This window comes from Filomicrobium sp. (genome assembly GCF_025698805.1).
GTDB classification, from domain to species: Bacteria; Pseudomonadota; Alphaproteobacteria; order Rhizobiales; family Hyphomicrobiaceae; genus Filomicrobium; species Filomicrobium insigne.
This window is the reverse complement of sequence record NZ_JAILWT010000001.1, coordinates 660147-679284: the sequence shown is the minus strand read 5'-3', so window position 1 is coordinate 679284 and position 19138 is coordinate 660147. Positions and strand designations below refer to the sequence as shown.

The following is a 19138-nucleotide window of genomic DNA, read 5'->3' as shown; positions in this document are numbered from 1 at the left end:
GCTATTGACCGTTGTGGAGTGATCTGAATGCCGATGAACTACGTCAAGACAGCCATGCTTCTGGCGTTCCTGACTGCAATATTCGTCATGATGGGCTACCTGATCGGAGGCAGCACCGGCATGGTCATCGCGTTTATTGTGGCCCTGGTCATGAACGGATTCAGTTTCTGGAACTCCGACAAAATGGTGCTTCGGATGTATCAGGCTCAGGAGGTCTCCGAGGCCAATGCTCCGGAATACTACCGCTTGGTGCAAGGTTTGGCGGCTAATGCCGATTTGCCCATGCCGAAAGTCTATATTCTTCCGTCTCCGCAGCCCAACGCGTTTGCCACGGGGCGCGATCCGCATCACTCAGCGGTCGCTGCTTCTACCGGGCTGCTCGATATCAGTTCACGTGAAGAGCTGGCGGGCGTCATTGCACACGAACTCGCGCACATCAAAAACCGGGATACGTTGACCATGACGATTGCCGCCACCATCGGCGGCGCCATCTCCATGCTGGCTCAGTACCTTCAGTTTAGCGCCATGTTCGGCGGTGGCAGCGATGAAAACAGATCCAGCCCACTCGGTTGGATCGGCGTGCTCGGTGCGGCACTTTTGGCGCCCTTTGCAGCGATGCTTGTTCAAATGGCGATCAGCCGTTCACGCGAGTATCAAGCCGACCGGATGGGCGCCATGATCTGTGGCAATCCTCTGTGGTTGGCGTCCGCGCTGGGTAAGATCGAGCGCTATGCACGTGGTACGGTCAACGAAGAGGCCGAACATGCTCCAGCGACCGCGCACATGTTCATCATCAACCCGCTCAACGGTCGTGGCGTCGACAATTGGTTCTCCACCCATCCAGCGACTGGCAATCGCATCGCCGCGCTTGAAGCCTTGGCACGCGAGATGAACATCACGCAGTCGTCTTCGGCCCCCGCCTATACGGAAGAACCGGCGCGACAGCCGGGAGGGCCATGGTCACGCACTGCGCGCGACACCGATGGCGGCCGCGGACCTTGGGGCTGAACCGGGTGAACCAAAAGCAATCGAAAGCAAATCCCCGGCGCGGTAAGCGGCGGCCGGCGACGTCGGGCCCCGTCGCAAAAGCGGATCAGCGGATAGGCGTGCCAAAATCCACCGGGAAGAATACACCTCCCGGCCTTGTAGCAAGAGAGTTGGCTGTCGATCTGGTCGTCGCCGTCCTCACTCAGAACCGCGCTTTTGACGAGGCTCTGACCGCGGCCTTTGCCGCACCGCGTTACGCAGATCTGGAAGCGCGCGATCGCGGCTTAGCACGGCAGATCGCGGCGACGACGCTACGCTATGCGCGTCCCTTGCAAGCAAGGCTTGATAGCCGTTTGGACAAGCCGTTATCGGCGCGATACGCCCGGATTGGAGCGATACTTTTGACGGCTGCTGCGCAGTTATGCCGGCTGGCGATCCCACCACACGCGGTTATCAGTCTTGCGGTTGATCAGACGCGCTACGCGCGCGCGGGCAGCCACCTGGACAAGCTCGTGAACGCGGTGCTGAGAGGGCTGGTTCGCGACGGTGTATCCGTCTCTTCTGATCGTGAAACCATACGTGAGACCCTTCCAGATTGGATGTGGCTCCGATGGGTCAAAAACTACGGTGAAGCGACGGCCCAAGACATCGCAGAAGCCTCCTTACAGGAGGCTGCGCTCGATCTCAGCGTGAAGTCCGCTCCACCGCAGTGGGCGGAGCGGCTAAACGGTGCAGCGTTGGCCACAGACACGGTGCGCCTTGTTCCTGGCGGACGCATTGAAGATTTGGAAGGCTTTGCTTCGGGTGACTGGTGGGTACAGGATGCTGCCGCTGCGTTACCGGCTCGCTTAGCAAGCTTGACCGTCGGACCTGCCGCCGAAGTTGCCGATCTCTGTGCGGCACCCGGCGGTAAGACGGCGCTGCTCGCTGCCACAGGGGCCCGCGTCACCGCCGTTGAGATTTCGGCCGATCGGCTCCAACGCCTCGCAGCAAACCTGGACCGGCTCGGGCTCTCCGCAGAACTCGTTGAGGCAGATATCGCGACGTGGAACCCCGCACGTCAGTTCGACGCCGTTTTGCTCGATGCACCCTGTACGGCAACCGGCACAATTCGCCGCCATCCCGACATCATTCATTTGAAACGGGAATCCGATGTCGCACGTCTCGCGACAATTCAGGCAAGCTTGCTGGAAAATGCCGTGAACCTCGTTCGGCCTGGAGGCTGCCTTGTCTATTGCACGTGCTCGCTCGAGCCCGAAGAGGGCGAACAGCAGATGTCTGCTTTTCTCGTATCCCACCCGGAATTTGAGGTAATGCCGATTGAACCCGGACTGGCTGGGATCGAAGCGAGCTGGATCACTCCTGAAGGGTATTTACGAACGCTCCCGGCCTTCACGCCAACGATCGTTGCAGAGGGAGACGGCGTCTCCGTTCCAAGGGGCATGGATGGCTTCTTTGCGGCCCGCTTGCGTCGGCTCTGACGGAAAACTTCAGCGGAAGTGGCTTTAGGGCTGCGGGCAAAAACCGCACATCCATTTGTGCACATCGTAGCGCCCGCCATGGAAGTGCTGCGATCTGATATAATGTAGCGGGAGCCAGATTTGCATTCATGCCAATCTGGAGCGTGGGAGTTTCGGGGAACGACATGGCGCGATTAAGCCTGTCCGAGCAATATCGCGTGTCTAAGCTGGCAGCGGGACGTGCCCGGCGCCGTATGCTGGCGCGCGCCCTCTATTCTCCCGCTCTGCGCTGGCGTTATGGCTCCAACGTCGCGGATCAGTTGCTCATTGTTCCGCAGGATCTCCATACCGCCGATCCGAGCTTTTTTCATGAAATTCAGGTTGGCCAGTTCGGCCTAGCGGGGTCTTTGGCAACACTCGATGGCCGCTCGCCGTTCGACCTGAAAGCGCAGAATCTCGCATGGAATAGGGAACTGCATGGTTTCGGCTGGCTACGCCATCTCGATGCCGCCGAGGAGCCGGAAGCACGGGATGTCGCGCGTAAACTCGCCGTCGATTGGGCGACGCGCCATCATCATTCATCCGGAGTGGCTTGGGAGCCGGCAGTCATCGCGCGCCGTATGATTTCCTGGATTACGCATGCCAGCCTCTTGCTGGAAGACGCTGACCCAAAAACCTTCGATATTGTGGCCGAGAGCCTCGGTTATCAATTAGTCCGTCTCTCTGCGACATGGCGCATGGCGCCAGTAGGTTCGCCGAGATTGCTGACGTTGATCGCCATTGTCTTGGCTGACCTGTCGATAGCAGGACACGAACGCCAACTGCGTGATGCGGAAGCCAAACTCGCTGGGGAGCTTTCACGTCAGATCTTGGAAGACGGTGGCCACGTCAGCCGTAATCCGGCCCTGCTTATTGATTTGATGCTCGATCTGTTGCCGCTCAGTCAGTGCTTCGTCGCGCGGGGCCGCAAACCGCCAGCCGAGGTGACGAGCGCCATCCACCGAATGCTCACGATGCTTCGGTACATGCGCATGGGGGATGGTTGTTTGGCGCGCTTCAATGGTGTGAGTGTTCCAGCCCCGGCCCACCTCGCAACAGTTCTCGCTTATGATGATCTGGGCGGCCAAGCTCAGACTATGAGCGCGGGACCATCGAGGTACGCGCGAATATCGCGAGAAGCCGCGATCCTCGTCGCGGACGTCGGCGGTCCACCGCCGCTCGAATATGCGGGAATAGCACACGCAGGGAGCCTGTCTTTCGAATTGAGCGTGGGCCGCCAGATGGTTCTGGCCAACGGCGGTGCACCAGGCTCCGCGGACGGAGAATGGCTGCATCGTGCCCGTGCCACGGTCAGTCACAACACGCTATGTCTCGGCGAGAAATCTTCATCGAAGATGGTGCGCCATCCGTTCTTGGAAGAATTGGCGGGTGCGCCACCGATCCGCTATCCCGACAACGTCACACATTCGCTAAGCGATGCGACAGGCCTTGATGCCAGCATTTCCGCCAGCCATGATGGGTATGTCCGTCGTTTTGGCCTCATTCATCATCGCCAACTAACGCTTTCGGCCGATGGCCGCTGCCTGAGCGGCATTGACCGTATATCGGGGCCGAAAAAAGTCGTGCGGCTCAATCGCGATATACCCTTCTCAATCCATTTCCACCTGCACCCGGAAATCGTCGTAGCCCAGTCGGCCAACAAGACGGGAACGGTCGCGATTGAATTGCCAGACCGATCGATCTGGCGCTTCTCGGCGTATGGTGGAGATGTCAGCGTCGAAGAAAGCGTGCACTTTGCGGATTCGGCCGGCCCGACAAGCTCCCTGCAGATCGTCGTTCGTGGGTCAACGAACGGGGGCAGCGAAGTCGAATGGCAACTCGTAGCGGACGACAAGGTCAATGCACCGCAGAGCCCGCCACCGCTCCCGGCTGTCACGACAAGCAATGAGAGTGAGTCGAAACGCTGATTTCGCTTCCGGCCGGTATCGTGCTAACGGCGTGAGCCAAACGGGCCCGCATTGCGTCGGCCCCGGCCACGAAGATCAAAAACAAGAGGCAGATAATGACCGACAGCATCCGGCGGATTACGCGCGCTCTCATTTCGGTTTCCGATAAGAGCGGGCTTGTGCCGTTTGCGGAAGCGCTTGCGGCCGCGGGCGTCGAGATCGTTTCGACGGGTGGCACAGCCGCGGCGCTGGCCGCCGCTGGATTGCCGGTTCGCGATGTCGCCGAGCTGACCGGGTTTCCCGAAATGATGGATGGTCGGGTCAAGACCCTGCATCCCGCTGTACATGGCGGCCTGTTGGCCATAAGGGACAGCGCTGAACATCAAAACTCAGCCAAGCAGCATGGGATCGAGCCCATCGATCTCCTCGTGGTGTCCCTCTACCCGTTCGAGGCAACCATCGCTTCTGGAGCGGATTTCGATACGTCCATAGAGAATATCGATATTGGCGGGCCGGCAATGATCCGCGCCGCAGCTAAGAATTTCGATGGCGTCGCCGTGGTCGTCGATCCTGATGATTATGAACGTGTGCTCGCAGAGATGCGCGCCAACGCGAGTGGCACGACTATTGAGCTGCGCCGGAGGCTTGCCGCGAAGGCTTATGCCCGCACCGCAGCCTACGATGCCGCGATAAGCCGGTGGTTTGCTGAGGTGGTTAAGGAGGATGTTCCGACCTGGCGCAGTTTCGGCGGCCGCCTGGCTCAGCCGCTGCGCTATGGCGAGAACCCACACCAGACCGCAGCCTTTTATCACATGGCCCCTTCGCGCGCCGGCGTCGCGACGGCGCATCAGCATCAGGGCAAGGAACTGTCCTATAACAATCTCAACGACACAGACGCAGCCTTCGAGTTGGTCGCGGAATTCGACCCGTCGAAAACGGCTGCCGTGGCGATCATAAAGCACGCCAACCCTTGCGGCGTTGCCACCGGCGCGACGTTGAAGGACGCCTATGAGAAGGCATTGCGTTGCGATCCGGTCAGTGCGTTTGGCGGCATCATTGCTTTGAATGGCGAGATTGATGCCGAAGCGGCCGAAGCCATGACGCAGATCTTTACGGAAGTCGTTATTGCCCCCGGAGCCAGCGACGCTGCCCGTGAAATTTTTGCGGCCAAGAAGAACCTGCGTCTTCTCACAACCAATATGCTTCCTGATCCGCGTGCCCCGGGCTTGCTGGTCCGGTCGCTGGCCGGCGGATTGCTCGTGCAATCGCGGGACGACGCCGTCGTGGAGGATTTCGACCTCAAGGTGGTGACGAAACGTCAGCCCACCGAAGCTGAGTTCGCCGACATGCGCTTTGCATTCAAAGTGGCGAAGCACGTCAAATCAAATGCCATCGTTTACGCCCGTCAGGGCGCAACCGTCGGCATCGGTGCCGGCCAGATGAGCCGCGTGGATTCGACGCGTATTGCGGCTTGGAAGGCTGGTGAAGCCGCTAAAACCGCTGAAATCGCAGAGCCTCTGACACGCGGTTCGGTCGTTGCCTCCGATGCATTTTTCCCCTTCGCGGACGGCTTGATTGCCGCCGCAGATGCTGGGGCGACCGCCGTTATCCAACCCGGCGGATCGATGCGGGATGAGGAAGTGATCGCAGCCGCTGACGCGCGTAATCTGGCAATGGTATTTACGGGGATCCGGCACTTCCGCCACTAGCTTACCAAGGCGCGATCGGCGCATGTTGAACAGATGTCGAGGCGCGAACAAGAAGGCCCAACCGTTCGCCTGCGTCCCGCCACGCAGGCTGATTGGCCGTTGATCCAGTCGTGGCTCAAGATGCCTCAAGTCGCGGAGTGGTGGGGGAGCCAGTCCGCGGCTCAGGCTGAAATCCGCCTCGTGTTTGAAACACCGTCAGCACTTGCACGTATCATCGAAATCGACGGCCAGCCCATCGGCTATACGCACGCCATTGACGCGACGTTTTGGGGGGAGACGCTTCCGGACGGGCTGCCACCCGGCGCTTGGGATGTGGAAGTGTTCGTGGCGGCACCCGAACATCGAGGGCGCGGCATAGGTGGCACTGCGCTCGACCTGCTCGCCGATGAAGTTTTCTCGACGACGCTGTCGGTCGCGCTGTGTGTGTTTGTCTCTGTGCGAAATGAACATGCGGTCCGCGCTTATGAAAGCGCTGGCTTTGCCTGGGTGCAGGTCTGGAATGATCCGATCTTTGGGGCGTCCTGGTTGATGGTTCGCCACCGGCCGCAACGAACGTCGGCCCACTAAAACAAAACGGCGACCGCTCTTGCGGTCGCCGCAATGTCTTCATCCCAACCATCAGGATGGGATAAACTGAAAACCTTAGATAACGTCGATTTCAGCCGGCAGATAGCTGGTGACTTCAAGACCAACTTCCTGCTCGCGAACCTGCGGCTTGTTCCAGATCTTCATTATAAATTCCTCCAATGTTTCGGGAGTGCCGTAGCAAATCCCGAACAGACATATAGTTCAACACATCCGCCGCAACCAATCGTATTTTAGCTCGCGTATTATAAGGCAGGCTAATCGGCGTAACGTTATTCCATAAGATATGTTATGTTATTTCGTTCGGTTTAGTTGGCTTTTTTTGCAGCCTTTCTCGTGTCTCGGATTGCCGGCCTTAAAACCGCGTGAGGGCGGTTAACCGTATGTCAGCATGTCCCGGTAACGATAGCGGCCGCGAACCGACAAAATTGGCCAATTGTTGGGCTTTCGAAGGCTTATCTCCCCGAGACCGCCATATTCCCCAAGCAAACCCAAAGAGGGAGCGATTTGCGAATTTGGCGCTGCGTCTGGCCTTCGCGCCGGGCGGCCTGTAGATCATATGCGGGGCGTGAGTTCATTTTCGAAAATTGCCGGGCAAGCGGCCGGGTACGGAAATACGCAAAGGGGCGATCTGGGTAATGCGTAATACGATTGCGGTGATGAACACCAAGGGTGGGGTCGGTAAATCAACGATCGTTGCCGCACTAGCCGAAACGCTATCGTCAGAGCACGGCAAGAATGTTCTCGTAATCGACAGTGATGCTCAAGCGTCTGTCTCCAGCATGCTGATGACGGTGACCGATCTGTTCGGCTTGCAGCGTGATGGACTTACAATTGTCGATTATCTGGTCGCGACGGTCCTGCGCGAAAATCAAATCGAATGGGCGGACTTTGTTGTCCGTAATGTTTCTGACGTCGACGATGCCCGATCCGTCTATTTGATACCGAGCGACATGCAACTCACGCTATTTGAGCGCGAGGTCTCCAAGGAGTCCCTGCATGCCAGCTTGCGCAACACAATCGCTGATGTGCTTCGTAAGGTCCGGCCCGTTTTCGACATTATCCTGATCGACTGCCCGCCCGGTCTCTCGGTCTTGACCGAAAGCTGGCTGCGCGAAGCTGATTTCCACCTCTCTCCCACGAAAGCCGATTATGTGTCGGTGTGCGGTCTCGAAGTTTTCCGCCGGTTTAAGTCGCTCAATCCGGAAATGGGATTTGCTGAAAATCTTGGTGTCCTCGTTAACATGCGCGATCTCGCGTCGCCTGTGGACACGGAATATGTGAACTGGCTCCGGTCAAATCCGGAAAATCGTTGTTTCGAATCGTCAATTCCGCGCGTGAACGCGCTTCAGGATGCGGCTCGTTTCCAGCCGCAGCAGCGCTCCTATGGAGCCAAATATCCAGGGCAGGTCGGCCAAGCAATCAAAACGCTGTCCCGGGAGGTTCTAGTGCGCCTCGAAGCGGCCAACCGGCCCTTGGCAGCCCCGCCGTCGCCCGAGCCCGTCCGTAGCGAGGCGACGTCCGAAGCTGAAGCGCACCCCGCGGGTTGATGGGGTAACTCAGTCGCGAAGCCGAACCTCCCGCAATGGATTGCCACTATCGATATACAGCTGTCCTCGCGACGTGAGCGCGTCGGCTACGCGGCGCAAGGCACGACGTTCCAATTCGGGATGCCGGCCATCTAAGGCTCCGACGCGAATGGCAACCGCTATGTCGTAGGGCGCCTCATGAGCGTGCAATTCGAAGTCTTCAATCGCGGCTTGACGCAATGTGAGGCGGCCGCTTGAGAGTTCCGCTTGTGAAGCCGACTTGGCTTGCTCGATCGCCTTTGCGGACCGGTCTATAGCGAGAACGTGTCCATCCCCGATACGCATAGCAATCGCGCGGGCCAACGCCCCGGGGCCGCAGCCGATTTCCAGCACGCGAAGGCCCTCACGCAGCGGCAAAGCGTTCAGAACTGCTGCAAGGCGCGCTGATAGATCGTTCGCCATCCAACTTTCCGGCAAAGAAACCCAATAATCGGGGTGCCCCCGAATGCGCACAATAAATCATGGAGAGGCAAGGCGCGATCGTCGCGCGCAGCCACTGCCGCATAGAGGCAATATATATATTTGAATCTAATGAGAGAAATTGGAGCGGATGACGCGATTCGAACGCGCGACCCTCACCTTGGCAAGGTGATGCTCTACCCCTGAGCTACATCCGCAATCCTGGGCCACGCACCGAGTGATCGGTGCGAGCCCCGTCTTATGACGCAAGTGCCGAACGATTGCAATAGTGTCTGCGCGCGTCCATATCGATAGGCGGATAACGTGGGCCTTCGTCCCGTTTTTACGCCCTTAGACACACGCTTGGAACGGAAACCCTGCCCCACCATGACTATTGACGCTGCGAGCCCGCCCGCCACCCGCCAAGAGTTATTCAATCGGTTGGCTGAACTCGATATTCGCGTCCAGACGATCGAACACCCAGCCGTCTTCACCGTTGCTGAAAGTGAGGCGTTGGAGCGCGACATCGCTGGTGGCCATACTAAGAATTTGTTTCTTAAAGACGCCAAGGGACGATTGTTCTTGATAATTGCCCATGCGCAAACTGGTATTGACCTCAAGTCGTTGCATAAGCGTCTGGGTGCGGCCCGCTTCAGTTTTGGCAAGGCCGACCTCATGAAGACTGTTCTGGGCGTGTCCCCGGGCTCGGTTACGGCATTTGCTTTGATTAATGATCCAACGGGGCGCGTCAGCGTTGTAATCGATCAGGCGCTCATGGAATTCGATACGATCAATTGTCATCCGTTGGAGAACACAGCGACAACAAGCATTGCGCGAGAGGACCTTTTGCGGTTCATTCGCGCATGCGGACATACGCCAAGCGTCACGGATCTGACGTCTACTGTTGAGTAGACTGAATTTTACACGGGATTTCCGTTCATCCCGTCGCTTCCGGGGATGAATGAATATTGGCCGATCTGGGTGATCGGTCCAAAGGAGAACACAACAATGCTATTCGGTTCGGGCAAAGACGCGGCAGGCGATCCTACGAACGCGGCCGATGTCGTGATGGACACCACGACCGCCCAATTCGGCAAGGACGTTATCGAAGCCTCGCAGCACGTGCCTGTGATTGTCGATTTCTGGGCTCCGTGGTGCGGACCTTGTAAGCAGCTTGCACCGGTGCTGGAAAAGGTCGTGCGCAGCTACGGCGGCAAGGTGCGCCTGGTAAAAGTCAATACGGATGAGAACGCGGCCCTTGCCGGACAGCTGCGCATCCAGTCCCTGCCAACCGTTTATGCATTCCGCGATGGCCGCCCCCTTGATGGTTTCATGGGTGTGCAGCCGGAAAGCACGGTGCGCGCATTCGTTGACCGCCTGCTTACAGACGAAGCCGAAGACGATGTTGCCGCTGTTTTGGAAGCTGCGCAGCAGGCCTTCGATGCAGGGGATCTGCAAGGGGCGGCCGGAATCTATGCTGAAATTCTTCGTGCGGATCAACATAATGCGCCCGCGCTTGCAGGTCTCTCTCAATGCTATTTGAAAAGCGGTGACAGCACCCGCGCGGAACAGACCATTGAACTTGTGCCGCCTGATCAACGCGAAGACCCTGCCGTGCAATCCGTTCTTGCAGCATTAGCGCTGGTCAAGAAGGCGGGAAGCTCCGGCCCGCCCGCAGAGCTGGAAGCCCGCGTCGCCAGCGACCCCACGGATCATGAGGCGCGATTCGACCTAGCTGTCGCCTTGGCCGCTTCGGGCGACAAGACGGCTGCAGTCGATCATTTACTTGAAATCATCGCACGCAACCGCGGCTGGAACGAAGACGCGGCCCGCAAGCAGCTCGTTGAGTTTTTCGAGGCTTGGGGCCCTAAAGACCCTGCGACAATGGCGGGTCGGCGTCGTTTGTCTTCACTGTTGTTCTCATAATTGGCCTGCCGCGAAGCGTGCGTCGCATCGCCAATCACAAGGATACCGCCCTTGGCAATGACCGACCTGTATCGACGGCCTGCAGATCTGCCGCCGCAGATTCCGGTTTTCCCGCTGCGTGGAGCTATTCTGCTGCCCCGCGCAACGCTCCCATTGAATGTCTTTGAACCGCGCTATCTCGCCATGGTCGAAGCCGCCATGAGTGGAAACCGCGTTATCGGGATCATTCAACCGGATGGCGGCGTGCAGGAAGAGGAGAGCCCTTCCGACAAAAGCTGCGATCTGCGTGCGGTTGGCTGCGTAGGCCGGATAACCACGTACCAAGAGCTTGACGATGGCCGCTACGTCATCACGTTGACCGGTGTGGCGCGCTTCGATGTGGAAAACGAAGTGCATTCGGATACGCCGTACCGGATCATGCAGGTCAACTACAACCGATACGCTGATGACTTCCAGGCTGGCCTTGGAGAAGAGGAGGTTGATCGCGAAAACCTTCTCCGCGTTCTTCGTAGTTATTTGGATGCCAACAGCCTTAAAGCTGATTGGAGTGCTATCTTGCGCGCGTCCAACGAAGTGTTGATCAATGCTCTATCCGTCATGAGCCCCTATGGCCCAGAGGAGAAGCAAGCACTTCTTGAGGCCGCCGATTTGAAGTCGCGCGCTGATGTGCTGGTTGCCTTAGCGGAAATGGAGCTCGCTTCTGGCGGCGCAGACGGCGGTACCCTACAGTAAGTTAAGTGTCCTTGAGGACTGAGCCCGCCATGACAGACGTGAAAGGCGAGAGCAATCGGCAGGATAAACCGGCTTCGGAGGCAGAAATCCCCGATCCGAAGCTGCTAGAGCTTCTCGTGTGTCCGCTGACCAAAAAGCCCCTCGTTTATGACCCGAAGCGTCACGAGCTGGTGAGTAAGGCCGCAAAACTGGCTTTTCCCATTAAGAGCGGAATTCCACTGATGACGCTCGAAGCAGCGCGTCATCTGGATGACGAGTGACCCTCAAGGGCTCCCAAAAGCTCTTGGTTTGAATTCCGCTGACCGCAGGGATGCGGGAACAAAGTGCCCGGAATTAAACCGTTAACCATAGTGCTTCAGATTTTATTGAACACGATATGATTGTCTGTCCGCAGCGTGTGTGTGTTGCGTAAGGCATGAGTCGTGAAGCGGTGGGGACTGGAGGAACTTCGGAATTGGGTTGAGCTGAATGTGCTCGATCCGCTGGCGCGCAGGCAAACACCTGGCGGGCAGACGAGGCGCAAGCCAACCGAGATTGTCCAATTCCTTAGCCGTTACGACCGATATGTTAATGTTCTCGGCCTTGCGCTTATGCTTGCTGGCGCCGTGCTCGCACCCGCCGTTTTTACAGATTATCAAATTCTGATCATGTTGGGCGCAAGCCTGATCGCTCTGATGCTTTTGCTTCGTGGGCGAGCAGAACCCGCCGTGGATCGCAGCGCCCAGGCCGAACATCCTCTGGATGATCCGCTGAACAACATCGAGCGCATGTACGATCTGCGCTGGGAACTGTCGGAAAATCACGCGCGCTATCGGGATCTCCTTGATGCCCAGGACGATATCATCCTGCGTCGGGATGCCGAGGAGCGCTTGACCTTCGCCAACAAATCCTTCTTTCGGCTTTTCGGACTCGAGCCCAGAGATGCATTCGGTAAGGTCTTTACGCCAACGGTATTGGAAACCGATTCCGCCACCTCGACTGACGGTCGCACTCCGCACCTGATGCAATGTCTCGCAACCCTCGAAGGCCCACGCTGGATCGCGTGGGAACGCCACGAACTTCCCCCTGACGAGTCGGGTGTGCGCGAAGTTCAGTTGGTGGGGCGCGACGTAACCGAGGAGCGCAAGACGGCCGAGGAGCTCTACGAGGCACGCGACCAGGCAGAGGCTGCCAACCGGGCAAAATCACGCTTCCTCGCAGCCATGAGCCATGAAATCCGAACGCCGATGAACGGTATACTCGGCATGGCAAACCTCCTCTCGGACACGGAACAAACACCTGAGCAGCGCACTTACACGGCCGCAATCAGTCGGTCTGCGCGCACGCTTATGGCGCTGATCGATGAGATCCTCGACTTTTCGAAGATCGAAGCCGGCAAGCTGGTGATCGACAAGAGTCCCTTCAATCTTGCTGATTGCGTTCAGAGCAGCGTCGAGCTGATGGCGCCGCGAGCATTCGAAAAGAATATCGAACTCGCCTGGACCATGGACCCGGACCTGGCAGGTGATGTCATTGGCGATGAGATCCGCATTCGGCAGATTCTGCTCAATCTGATTTCGAATGCCGTCAAATTCACCGACACGGGCGGCGTGATCATTTCGGTTGTGAAGCGAGGCCCTGAGCCGTCCGCGCCACCGTCGGAGGCAACGCCCAGTTTTAGCTTCAGCATAGAAGTTCGCGATACCGGCATTGGCCTGTCGCCGCGAGACCTTGCGGCTTTGTTCCAGGAATTCGAGCAGGCTGATGCCGCGCGTCAGCGCGGAAGCGGCGGAACAGGTCTTGGATTGGCAATTTCAAAGCGCCTCGCAAGAGCGATGGGCGGTGATATCCGCGTGGAAACGGCACCGGGCTACGGAACGAGCTTTATCGTGGACCTGTCCCTTCCGGTTTCCACGATGAAAACGCAGCGCACGTGGGCTTCCGCTAAATCTGTCACGAGTTACGAGGGGAAAGTGCTCCTCGCTTTCGATAAAAGGTTGGAGCGCGGCGCGCTCGCCAATCTCCTGCGCTATTACAGTGTCTCAGTTTTGGAGAGCGATTTCGACGAAGCATGCGACGCGATCAGATCTGCCCAGTCGGCGAATGCACCATTTACGCGCGTTGTCGTTGACGCGAACCGCGTACCCGAGCATGCAGCAAAAATCCTTACTACAGCGCGCGAATGTGCTGCCGACGCGAAAGGGCTCGTCCTTATCGATGCCATGAGCCGTTCAGATTTTGCGAACTATCGCAACGTCGGTTTCGATGCGTATCTGATCCGGCCTGTGCGCCCGGAAGCGGTCCTTCGGCAACTTGTGACGCCGGGGGCCGGATGGGATCAGAATTTGTCGGTTCTCGAGCAAACGCACGATCATCCAAATTCGGACCAATCCCGTGAACGTGAGAAGGGGAAAGCGGCCGTCGATAGCCCACCGTTTGTGCTTCTCGCAGAAGACAACGAAATCAATCAACTTGTCGCCACGCGCGTACTTGAGAAGGCCGGATTTGAGGTTGCGAGCGTATCCGACGGCGCGAAGGCAGTTGAATATATCGCCGACGCGCTGGCCGCGAATACTGCGGTCCCCGATGTTATCTTGATGGATCTCTTTATGCCCGGCATGGACGGCGATGAAGCGACCAGCCGCATCCACGCCCTGTTTTCGGGGGCAGCGGGCAACACGAATTTACGCAGCCCTCCCATAATTGCGTTGACGGCTCACGCCTTCACGGAAGATCGCCGGAGATGTCTGGAGGCTGGTTTCGACGACTATTTGGCCAAGCCATTTGAGCCCGATGCATTGATCGGTACGCTTCAGCGTGTGCTTGACGACTGGCATGAAGCCGGACGGAACGAATCGGTTCGGCTCGCCGGCAAATAGGGCAAGCACCCCACATCTTCGGGCGGTTGACAGCCGCTACCTCATCCCCACAATTTTAGTTACAACGGTGCATTCTGGCCGTAAAAGCGGCGAGAGGGGTGGAATATCGTTGTATGGAATGAACGGCGTAAGGCGAGCTAAGTCGCTCTAGGCCTACAGAGTTTTCGGTGCACAAGTAGCGTGTTCGCAAGACACGACAGACTACCGAATCTAGCCGTTTCCAGCGTATGATTAAGAACAGGGTGGTCCGATGGCCTGGGGCGATGGCCGTCGAACGAGAATGACGATACCGGTCCGTCTTAAGCGACCGGCCCGGGATGATCCGGGTGAGGGGAGACAGTCGCTCTATGATGGAGACGAAAAAGGCTCCGATACGCAGGGCATTTGACGCAGGCCGATCCGCCGCGTTCCTTATGCCTCGTCGTCAGATTCCGCGCATTTATGGCCGCGTCGGCTCTCTTGAGGTGCGCCTTGCACAATCGCGCGCGGATCTGCGCCGCGCCCAAAACCTACGCTATCGTGTGTTCTACGAAGAGATGTCAGCCGTCCCAAGTCTGCTGAGCCAGATGCGCCGTCGCGATGAGGATGACTATGATGCCATCTGCGATCACTTGCTTGTGGTGGATGTCGATGCCAAACCCGCGGGCGGGCATGGTTGGACGTCAGGCCGCCGTCCCGAAGTCGTCGGCACATATCGCGTTCTTCGACAGGAGCAGGCGGAGCGCGCGCAAGGGTTCTATACGCAGAGCGAATACGACATTGCACCACTGGTCGAGGCGCGGCGTTCGAACTACAAGTTCATGGAACTTGGTCGGTCCTGCGTTCTCAAGCCTTATCGCAACAAGCGCACAGTTGAGCTGCTCTGGCACGGTCTCTGGACCTACGTGCGCGAGCACAAGGTCGACGTAATGATTGGCTGCGCGAGCTTCGCCGGTACGGATCCGGATGCGCATGCGATGGCCCTGAGCTTCCTTCATCATCATGCTCTCGCGTCGCCCGAATGGCGGTGTCGTGCCCACGATCATCTGCACGTGCCTATGGACCGTATCCCAATTGAGAATATCGATGCCAAAGCTGCGCTGAAGGCGCTCCCGCCTTTGATCAAGGGCTACCTCCGCTTAGGCGCGACCGTTGGCGACGGTGCGGTCATAGACCATCAGTTTGGCACGACTGACGTGCTTATCGTCTTGCCCGTCGAGAATATCGATCCGCGTTATTTTGAGCACTTCGGTGCGCCGGAAGAAGTCCGCAGTCGCATTGCCGTCGACGCATAAGGGAGCCATCAAGGTAATTGTTCATGACGTCTGATCTCGCCGCCGCCCGCGCGCGCGCATTCGAAATTATCAAGAAGAAGTCGTTCGTCCGGGGCGAGATCACGTTGGCGTCGGGTGCCAAAAGCGACCACTACTTCAACATGAAGCCGACGATGCTCGATCCCGAAGGCGCGAAGGCACTGTCCGAGTTAATTTTGGATCGCCTGAAAGATGTTGAGGTGGACTATATCGGCGGGCTTGAAATGGGCGCAGTGCCGTTGATCGGCCCCTTGGCATTGGTAAGTGGTCTTCAGGGGCGACCTATTCCGGGGTTTTTCGTGCGCAAGGCTGTGAAGGGACATGGCACGCGTCAACGCATCGAAGGCGTAAGCGACCTCAGCGGTAAGCGCGTCGTTGTGGTCGAGGACGTAACGACAACGGGCGGCTCTGCGATGTCAGCGATCGAAGCGCTGCGCGAGGTTGGAGCCGAGATTTCCTTAGTGATCTCGATCCTGGATCGCCAGTCAGGCGCGACGGAGCTTTATCGCGACGCAACCATCCCCTTCGCATCACTTTTCACGTCCGCCGAGTTCTTGAAAGAAGCGTCATCTTCTTAAGTCGTCGACCCGGCGAAGCTGTCTCAACCGCTTGTGGCAGCTCCTTCAGCAGTTTGCGCGAACAGATCGCTCGACAGGTAACGCTCAGCACTTGAAGGTGCGAAGGTCACGATCGTCTTTCCCGACATGGATGAGCGTCCAGCGACGGTGAGTGCTGCCGCCAGATTGGCGCCCGTCGAAATCCCACCCGGAATACCCTCGATCCGCGCAAGCATACGGGCGGCTTCAAAGGCCATGTCGTCCGGTACGGTAATGACTTCATCGATCAGCGAGCGATCGAGAATAGAAGGGATAAAGCCAGCGCCAATGCCCTGAATTTTGTGCGGCCCCTTTTCCCCTTTGGACAAGATGGGGCTAGCCGACGGCTCGACCGCAATTACCTTCAGGTCCGGCTTGCGCGCTTTGAGGACGCGGCCGCAGCCCGTCAGAGTGCCTCCGGTCCCAACTCCGATCACCAGCGCATCGACGTTGCCACCTGTATCCGACCAGATTTCTTCTGCCGTTGTTTTGGCGTGGATCGCCGGGTTGGCCGGATTGTCGAACTGAGCGGGAATAACAGCGCCAGGGATGGCACTGGCTAATTCGTTGGCCTTCTCGATCGCCGCAGCCATGCCCCCGCTCGCGGGCGTCAGCACAAGTTCGGCGCCGAGATGGGCAAGGATCTTGCGTCGCTCCAGCGACATCGATTCCGGCATGATCAGAATGATGCGATATCCACGCGCGGCTGCAATGAATGCCAGCGCAATACCCGTGTTGCCAGAGGTCGGCTCGATGAGCACGCTCCGCCCTGGGGTGATGCGCCCGTCAGCCTCCAACGCGTCGATCATCGCCAGGCCAATGCGATCCTTGACCGAAGACAGCGGATTGAAAAATTCCAGCTTCATGAGCACGTCGGCGACCGAGCGCGCCGCCGCTATAACTTTGCCAAGCCGAACCAGAGGCGTATGGCCGATCGTCTCGGATATGTTCCCATAGACGCGGCCCCGTCCCCAACTCTGGCTGGCCGTAGCCGCAATCGTATCCGGAGAGTCTGTCATGGTTTGTGTCCTCTGATCAGCCGTTGGCGCTTTGATAGGGCCACCACATCCAAGAAGCGAGCCTCGCGCGGCCGGAACAATATTGTAATTGCTAAAGGGCTTTGATTTCATTCAGCCCTTATTGACGGTGGCCTTCTTCGTTTTCGACTTAGATCGCGAAGCTTTGGCAGCTTTAGGGGGAGATTTGCGCGTAGCAGCCTTTTTGGCCTTGGGTGCCGCAGGCTTCTCAGCTTTGGGTGGTTCTGCTCTGGCGCTTTCCCGTCCAGTAGAGCCGAAGCCGCCGCTTCCACGTTCCGTCTCCGTAAGCTCGGCGACTTCAACGAGTTCGACACGCGTCACCGGCGCGATAACCAGTTGCGCGATCCGTTCGCCGCGCCGGATTTCAAAGGGAACACCACTGAGGTTGGCCAGAAGAACGCTGACTTCGCCGCGATAGTCCGCATCGATTGTACCGGGACTGTTGAGAACGGTAACGCCGTGCCTCAGCGCAAGCCCGGACCGCGGTCGCACTTGGGCTTCGAACCCGATGGGGAGCTCAAGTACGAGTCCAGTTGGAATGAGTGCCCGTGCGCCCGGGGTGAGGGTTAAGGGATGATCCCACTCCAGCGCAGCGATGAGGTCGAGCCCTGCTGCAGCCTCAGATTGATAGGCCGGCAAAGGTAGGTCCTTGCCATGCGCCAAACGCAGGACGCTAACCTTTGCGCCGTCGGCCCCTAGACTGGTTCTTGTGGTCATACGACTTATCGCTTTCTACGCGCTACACCCTGCGGGCCTTGTCATGCAAAAGGGCGCTGATGCGCGCAATCAAGGTCTCGGCAACTTCGCGTTTTGACATTTCGGGCCAGCTGTCGACACCGGTTTCGGTGATGAGATGTACGCGGTTGCGATCCCCACCCATAACGCCGGTGTGCGTAGAAACGTCGTTGGCGACAGTCCAGTCCGCACCCTTGTTGCGCCGCTTCCTCGTTGCGAAGGCAATGACGTTTTCCGTTTCGGCAGCAAAGCCGACAATGAGGTTTGGCCGACCGGTCTTCATATGGGCAATGGTTTTTAGAATATCGGGGTTTTCGACAAGTTCGAGCTGCGGCTTCTCGCCATCGCCCGTCTTCTTGATCTTTTCATCAGCTGGGGACGCTGCGCGCCAGTCGGCGACAGCGGCGCAAAATATTGCGACGTCGGCCGGCAGGGCAGCACGTACGGCATTGAGCATTTCCTCAGCCGTTTGCACCTGGACCGTCGTCGCGCCAGCAGGGGCTCCCAAGGTGACAGGACCGGAAACGAGCGTTACACGAGCGCCAGCTGCAATCGCAGCCGCAGCAATTGCATGCCCTTGCTTGCCCGACGAACGATTGGCGATGTAGCGCACTGGATCGATGGGTTCGTGCGTCGGTCCACTCGTGATGAGCACATGCCGGCCCGCAAGGCTGCCGCTTGACGAAGGATGGAGCCGCGCTTCGATTGCAGCCAATAACTCGGCAGGTTCGACGAGGCGCCCTGGCCCGGCCTCTCCCGACTCTGCCATTTCGCCCACCGCCGGACCGATGAATGAGATCCCGTCCGCTTCAAGTTGGCGAACATTGCGTTGCGTCGCCGGATTGAGCCACATCTTTGGGTTCATCGCTGGAGCCATCAGAATCGGCTTGTCGCTGGCAAGGAGTACAGCGCTTGCAAGATCGTCGGCGTGCCCGTTTGCCGCTTTAGCGATCAGATCGGCCGTCGCTGGCGCCACGACGATAAGGTCGCAAAGTCTGGATAGCCGGATGTGGCCAATCTCACGTTCATCATCGAGATCGAATAAATCAGTGAAGACCCGATCATTCGACAATGCGGAAACGCTGAGAGGAGTTACGAATTGTTGGGCTGCGCGTGTCATGACAACCCGAACGTCTACGCCGCGCTCTCGTAGGCGGCGAATGAGGTCTAGACACTTGTAGGCGGCGATCCCGCCACCCATGATGAGAACGATGCGCTTGGCTTCCACTGGTTTTCACATCTCCTGCGCCGTGCGAAGGTGGCGAACCTAGCACAGCTGCCCTAGCG

The 19138-nt window shown here is 58.3% G+C and carries 18 protein-coding genes and 1 tRNA gene; 13 read left to right on the top strand and 6 right to left on the bottom strand.

The annotated features are described in order from the left end of the window. The first annotated feature begins 33 nt into the window (after positions 1 to 33). From htpX to K5845_RS03015, 5 genes are all read left to right on the top strand, one after another. Positions 34 to 1008 carry a zinc metalloprotease HtpX gene (gene htpX, locus K5845_RS03035; protein ID WP_046480011.1) on the top strand — a complete coding sequence of 325 codons (975 nt, stop codon included), beginning with the start codon at positions 34 to 36 and terminating at the stop codon, positions 1006 to 1008. Between the two features lie 5 nt (positions 1009 to 1013). Beyond that, the gene (locus tag K5845_RS03030; protein ID WP_287958370.1) at positions 1014 to 2468 is read left to right on the top strand and encodes an RsmB/NOP family class I SAM-dependent RNA methyltransferase; all 1455 of its coding nucleotides are present in this window, start codon (positions 1014 to 1016) and stop codon (positions 2466 to 2468) included. Positions 2469 to 2632: 164 nt separating this feature from the next. Then, entirely contained in the window at positions 2633 to 4414 is a 1782-nt protein-coding gene (locus K5845_RS03025; RefSeq protein WP_046477295.1) for a heparinase II/III family protein, read from the top strand. Positions 4415 to 4509: 95 nt separating this feature from the next. Further along, on the top strand, positions 4510 to 6102 hold the full coding sequence (gene purH, locus K5845_RS03020; RefSeq protein WP_287958369.1) for a bifunctional phosphoribosylaminoimidazolecarboxamide formyltransferase/IMP cyclohydrolase: 1593 nt from the start codon (positions 4510 to 4512) through the stop codon (positions 6100 to 6102). A gap of 33 nt (positions 6103 to 6135) precedes the next feature. Further along, complete coding sequence (locus K5845_RS03015; RefSeq protein WP_052743723.1) at positions 6136 to 6669, top strand: GNAT family N-acetyltransferase; 534 nt, start codon at positions 6136 to 6138, stop codon at positions 6667 to 6669. 75 nt (positions 6670 to 6744) lie between these two features. On the opposite strand, the gene pqqA is transcribed toward K5845_RS03015, so the two are convergent. After that, entirely contained in the window at positions 6745 to 6834 is a 90-nt protein-coding gene (gene pqqA / locus K5845_RS03010; RefSeq protein ID WP_046477297.1) for a pyrroloquinoline quinone precursor peptide PqqA, read from the bottom strand. 491 nt (positions 6835 to 7325) lie between these two features. On the opposite strand from pqqA, the gene K5845_RS03005 reads away from it, so the two are divergent. Further along, positions 7326 to 8237: a ParA family protein gene (locus tag K5845_RS03005; protein WP_287958368.1), complete on the top strand. Its 912-nt coding sequence runs from the start codon at positions 7326 to 7328 to the stop codon at positions 8235 to 8237. Between the two features lie 9 nt (positions 8238 to 8246). Here the strand turns inward: K5845_RS03005 and K5845_RS03000 are convergent, their stop codons facing one another. Both K5845_RS03000 and K5845_RS02995 read right to left on the bottom strand, forming a co-directional pair. Then, positions 8247 to 8678: an SAM-dependent methyltransferase gene (locus tag K5845_RS03000; protein WP_090226950.1), complete on the bottom strand. Its 432-nt coding sequence runs from the start codon at positions 8676 to 8678 to the stop codon at positions 8247 to 8249. A gap of 140 nt (positions 8679 to 8818) precedes the next feature. Next, positions 8819 to 8893, bottom strand: a tRNA-Gly gene (locus K5845_RS02995). Between the two features lie 169 nt (positions 8894 to 9062). On the opposite strand from K5845_RS02995, the gene K5845_RS02990 reads away from it, so the two are divergent. From K5845_RS02990 to pyrE, 7 genes are all read left to right on the top strand, one after another. Next, entirely contained in the window at positions 9063 to 9587 is a 525-nt protein-coding gene (locus tag K5845_RS02990; RefSeq protein WP_046477299.1) for a prolyl-tRNA synthetase associated domain-containing protein, read from the top strand. 96 nt (positions 9588 to 9683) lie between these two features. Beyond that, positions 9684 to 10601: a thioredoxin gene (gene trxA, locus K5845_RS02985; protein WP_046480015.1), complete on the top strand. Its 918-nt coding sequence runs from the start codon at positions 9684 to 9686 to the stop codon at positions 10599 to 10601. A gap of 51 nt (positions 10602 to 10652) precedes the next feature. Continuing rightward, positions 10653 to 11333 carry an LON peptidase substrate-binding domain-containing protein gene (locus tag K5845_RS02980; protein ID WP_046477300.1) on the top strand — a complete coding sequence of 227 codons (681 nt, stop codon included), beginning with the start codon at positions 10653 to 10655 and terminating at the stop codon, positions 11331 to 11333. A 29-nt stretch (positions 11334 to 11362) separates the two neighbouring features. Continuing rightward, on the top strand, positions 11363 to 11593 hold the full coding sequence (locus K5845_RS02975; RefSeq protein WP_046477301.1) for a Trm112 family protein: 231 nt from the start codon (positions 11363 to 11365) through the stop codon (positions 11591 to 11593). 162 nt (positions 11594 to 11755) lie between these two features. Then, a complete protein-coding gene (locus K5845_RS02970) occupies positions 11756 to 14191 on the top strand; it encodes an ATP-binding protein (RefSeq protein WP_152024959.1) in 2436 nt (811 codons plus the stop codon). 350 nt (positions 14192 to 14541) lie between these two features. Continuing rightward, positions 14542 to 15465, top strand: coding sequence for a l-ornithine N(alpha)-acyltransferase (gene olsB, locus K5845_RS02965; protein WP_046480017.1), 924 nt, complete (start codon positions 14542 to 14544; stop codon positions 15463 to 15465). 23 nt (positions 15466 to 15488) lie between these two features. Beyond that, positions 15489 to 16061, top strand: coding sequence for an orotate phosphoribosyltransferase (gene pyrE / locus K5845_RS02960; RefSeq protein ID WP_046477302.1), 573 nt, complete (start codon positions 15489 to 15491; stop codon positions 16059 to 16061). A gap of 23 nt (positions 16062 to 16084) precedes the next feature. Here the strand turns inward: pyrE and cysK are convergent, their stop codons facing one another. The 3 genes from cysK to coaBC all read right to left on the bottom strand — a co-directional run bounded on the left by cysK (position 16085) and on the right by coaBC (position 19079). After that, complete coding sequence (gene cysK, locus K5845_RS02955) at positions 16085 to 17098, bottom strand: cysteine synthase A (protein WP_046480018.1); 1014 nt, start codon at positions 17096 to 17098, stop codon at positions 16085 to 16087. 111 nt (positions 17099 to 17209) lie between these two features. Next, positions 17210 to 17833 carry a dUTP diphosphatase gene (gene dut, locus K5845_RS02950; protein WP_046477303.1) on the bottom strand — a complete coding sequence of 208 codons (624 nt, stop codon included), beginning with the start codon at positions 17831 to 17833 and terminating at the stop codon, positions 17210 to 17212. A gap of 22 nt (positions 17834 to 17855) precedes the next feature. Next, a complete protein-coding gene (gene coaBC / locus K5845_RS02945) occupies positions 17856 to 19079 on the bottom strand; it encodes a bifunctional phosphopantothenoylcysteine decarboxylase/phosphopantothenate--cysteine ligase CoaBC (protein WP_287958367.1) in 1224 nt (407 codons plus the stop codon). Positions 19080 to 19138: the final 59 nt, after the last annotated feature.